This window comes from Pseudoxanthomonas sp. LjRoot204_2, assembly GCF_056175765.1.
This window is the reverse complement of sequence record NZ_JBGFFG010000356.1, coordinates 1-3,531: the sequence shown is the minus strand read 5'-3', so window position 1 is coordinate 3,531 and position 3,531 is coordinate 1. Positions and strand designations below refer to the sequence as shown.

The following is a 3,531-nucleotide window of genomic DNA, read 5'->3' as shown; positions in this document are numbered from 1 at the left end:
CCTTTGGCGATGCCGTCACGCTGGGGGCGGCAGCCGATGCGCTTGGTCTGCCGCTCCGGCTGCTCGCCGAGCATGAGGTCGCGCGGCGGCCGGGCGATCTGCGCCTGCACCCCCTCCCCAACGCCGTCCCAAACGCCTTCGGCGCGACCGAGCCGCGCAACGCGCGCGCGGTCATCGATGCGCTGACGCATGCGGCCGGCGCCTGCCTGCGGGGCGATCTCGACGGCCTGGTCACYGGCCCCGTGCACAAGGCGGCGATCAACGCCGGCGGCATCGCTTACCGGGGCACGACGGAACTGCTGGCGGAACAGGCGGACTGTCCGGTGGTGATGATGCTGGCCAACGACATCGTSCGCGTCGCGCTGGCAACCACGCACCTGCCCTTGCGGGCTGTTCCCGACGCCATCACGCCCGCTGGGCTGGAGCAGGTACTGCGCATCACGCATGCCGCGCTGCGCCGTGACTTCGGCATCGCCGAACCGGTCATCGCCGTGCTCGGCCTGAACCCGCATGCGGGCGAAGCCGGCCACCTCGGCAATGAGGAAATCGAGGTCATCGAGCCTGTGTTGCACGCCCTGCGCGCGGACGGCCTGCGCCTTGAAGGTCCGCTACCCGCCGATACCGCGTTCCTGCCGCAGAAACTGCGGGGCTTCGATGCCGTGGTCGCGATGTATCACGACCAGGGCCTGCCGGTCCTCAAGTACAGCGGCTTCGAGCAGGCGGTGAACCTGACGCTGGGGCTGCCGTATCCGCGCGTGGCGGTCGACCACGGCACCGCGCTCGACCTTGCCGGCAAGGGCATCGCCGATCCCTCCAGCCTGTTCGCCGCCGTGGCCACCTGTGCGCGCATGGCGTTACGGCGAGGAGTGAGCGGAGAACGGTGAGGAGTGAGGGAGATGTCGCGCCCCATCGCTCCCGCCTGCCCTGCTCGCTCCTCACTTCCCCACACTCTCTTCTGCTTTCAAAGGCTCCGCGCCCCCATGTCCTTCAAGGCTCCCCCGAAGAAGTCCCTCGGCCAGCACTTCCTGACCGACCGCAGCTACATCGACAAGATCGTGATGGCGGTGAATCCGCAGCCTGGCGACCGGCTGGTTGAGATCGGGCCGGGCCAGGGCGCGATCACGTTCCCGCTGCTGCGCAAGCATGGCGAGCTGACGGCGATCGAGTTCGACCGCGACCTGATCACGCCGCTGATGGAAGCGTCGGAGGGCGTGGGCCGGCTGACGATCATCCACAAGAACGTCCTGGACGTGGACTTCGGCAAGCTCGCCGGCGACGAAAAACTGCGCCTGGTCGGCAACCTGCCGTACAACCTGTCGTCGCCCATCCTGTTCCATGCCATCGAACACGCCGCCTCGATCCGCGACATGGTCTTCATGCTGCAGAAGGAGGTAGTGGACCGCATGGCCGCCGAGCCCGGCAGCAAGGTCTACGGCCGTCTCAGCGTAATGCTGCAGGCGTACTGCCGCGTGGACGCGCTGTTCGTCGTCCCGCCCGGCGCGTTCCGTCCGCCGCCGAAGGTCGATTCGGCGGTGGCACGACTGGTGCCCCGCGATGCCACGTCCATCGGCATCAGCGACCCTGGCCGCTTCGAGGCCGTCGTGCGCGCGGCGTTCGGCCAGCGGCGCAAGACCCTGCGCAATGCACTGGGTGGTACGTGCACGACGGACCAGATCGAAGCCGCCGGCCTGCGTCCGGACGCGCGTGCCGAACAGGTCGACGTGGATGGTTTCGTCCGCCTCGCCAACCTGCCTGCGGACGACTGAGCTGCGGCATCGCGCCGCGTTGTTTCCGCTTTTACGCGCGTTTGCATAAACTGAACGCATGGATTCCCCCGATTACGCCATCGAAGTGGATGTCGCCACGCGCTTCCTGGATGACCAGTCAGCGCCCGAGGACGGGCGCTATGTGTTCGCGTACACGATCCGCATCCACAACCGCGGCCGCGTGCCGGCGCAGCTGCTTCGCCGGCACTGGATCATCACCGACGCCAACGGCAAGGTGGAGGAAGTGGAAGGCGAAGGCGTGGTCGGCGAACAGCCCTGGCTGAGGCCGGGCGAAGACTTCCGCTACACCTCCGGCGCCATCCTGGAAACCGCACTGGGCACCATGCAGGGACGCTACGACATGCTCGCCGACGACGGCACCCGGTTCGACGCGCCCATCGCCGCCTTCACCCTGTCCGTCCCGCGGACCCTGCACTGAGTCCGCCGCGATGACCGTCTGGGCCATCGGCGACCTGCAGGGCTGCTACGACGCGACGCAGCGCCTGCTGGAGAAGATCCGCTTCGATCCGGCGCAGGACCGGCTTTGGTTCTGCGGCGACCTCGTCAACCGCGGCGGACAGTCGCTGGAAACGCTGCGGCTGGTGCATTCGCTGCGCGATCACTGCGTGGTGGTGCTGGGCAACCACGATCTCTCCCTACTGGCGATCGGCGAACGCTCGCCGGACGAACAGCGCAAGGTCAATCCCGACCTGCAACGCGTGGTGCTGGCCGACGATGCACGCGTGCTGCTGGACTGGTTGCGCCTGCAGAAACTGGTGCACGTGGACCGTGAACTGGGCTGGATGATGGTGCACGCCGGGCTCGCGCCGAAGTGGACCACCGCCCTCGCGGAAAAACACGCGCGCGAAGTGGAAGTGCAGTTGCACGGCAACGCCTACCGCAAGCTGTTCCGCAACATGTACGGCGACAAGCCAAACTGGGCGCCGCACCTCTCGGGGCACGACCGCTCGCGCGCCATCATCAACGTGCTCACGCGCATGCGCTACTGCACGCCGCGCGGGCGCATGGCGATCGAGGAGAAGGGCGCGCCGGGCCGCCAGGCCCAGGGCCTGTATCCCTGGTACGAAGTCCCCGGCCGCGCCGAGCGGGACCTGAAGATCGTCTGCGGCCACTGGTCCACGCTGGGCCTGATGATCGGCCATGGCGTGCACGCGATCGACACCGGTGCGGTGTGGGGCGGGAAACTCACCGCATTGCAACTCGACACCGACGATATCCGGCTGGTGCAGGTCCCCGGCCGAGACGTGCCTCCACCGCCCAAGGGCGAATTGCCGAAGGACTGAGTAGAAGTGCTGGGATGGCGCTTGGCTTCATCCCGACCTACAGATACGCGCAAATCAGGGCCTTCGTAGGCTGGGTTGATAAACCCAGCATCTGTAGATCCAACCTAACGGGAGAGCGCTGGGATTGCGCTTCGCTTCATCCCAGCCTACAGAGGGCGCCTCAGCGACGGTGGTACTCGACGAAGTCGAATGCCAGCGCGTGCTTTGCATCGACGGGATGCGGCTCGCGTGCGACTTCGCGCCATTCCGTCGGATCGAAGGCCGGGAAGAACGCATGCGCGCCCTCCACCACCGTATCGACCTCGGTCAGGTACAGCACGTCGGCACTCCCCAAGGTGATCGCGTAAACCTCGCCGCCGCCTATCACGCTCAGTTCTTCGGCGCCTTGCGTCTCGGCGATCGCGAGCGCTTCATCGACCGACCCGACAGCCTGCATGCCCTCGAAGGGCACTGTACCGCGC

At 67.2% G+C, this 3,531-nt stretch carries 4 protein-coding genes and 1 pseudogene; 4 read left to right on the top strand and 1 reads right to left on the bottom strand.

Going from position 1 to position 3,531, the window contains the following annotated elements; translation table 11 throughout:
* The 4 genes and pseudogenes from pdxA to AC04L7_RS14620 all read left to right on the top strand — a co-directional run.
* On the top strand, positions 1-884 hold an 884-nt coding region (pdxA, locus tag AC04L7_RS14635; protein ID WP_475513281.1), incomplete at its 5' end, for a 4-hydroxythreonine-4-phosphate dehydrogenase PdxA.
* Positions 885-980: 96 nt separating this feature from the next.
* Positions 981-1,766 carry a 16S rRNA (adenine(1518)-N(6)/adenine(1519)-N(6))-dimethyltransferase RsmA gene (gene rsmA / locus AC04L7_RS14630; protein WP_299340879.1) on the top strand — a complete coding sequence of 262 codons (786 nt, stop codon included), beginning with the start codon at positions 981-983 and terminating at the stop codon, positions 1,764-1,766.
* A gap of 58 nt (positions 1,767-1,824) precedes the next feature.
* Positions 1,825-2,205 carry a Co2+/Mg2+ efflux protein ApaG gene (apaG, locus tag AC04L7_RS14625; protein WP_435997119.1) on the top strand — a complete coding sequence of 127 codons (381 nt, stop codon included), beginning with the start codon at positions 1,825-1,827 and terminating at the stop codon, positions 2,203-2,205.
* Positions 2,206-2,215: 10 nt separating this feature from the next.
* A pseudogene (locus AC04L7_RS14620) lies at positions 2,216-3,061 on the top strand (symmetrical bis(5'-nucleosyl)-tetraphosphatase); the annotation flags it as partial.
* 169 nt (positions 3,062-3,230) lie between these two features.
* Here the strand turns inward: AC04L7_RS14620 and AC04L7_RS14615 are convergent.
* Positions 3,231-3,531: dihydrofolate reductase (locus AC04L7_RS14615; RefSeq protein WP_475513280.1), on the bottom strand; the 301-nt coding region annotated here is incomplete at its 5' end.

What these genes read in the sequence shown, in the direction of transcription:
- rsmA (WP_299340879.1), top strand. Translation starts at nt 981, where the DNA reads ATGTCCTTCAAGGCTCCCCCGAAGAAGTCCCTCGGCCAGCACTTCCTG.
- apaG (WP_435997119.1), top strand. Translation starts at nt 1,825, where the DNA reads ATGGATTCCCCCGATTACGCCATCGAAGTGGATGTCGCCACGCGCTTC.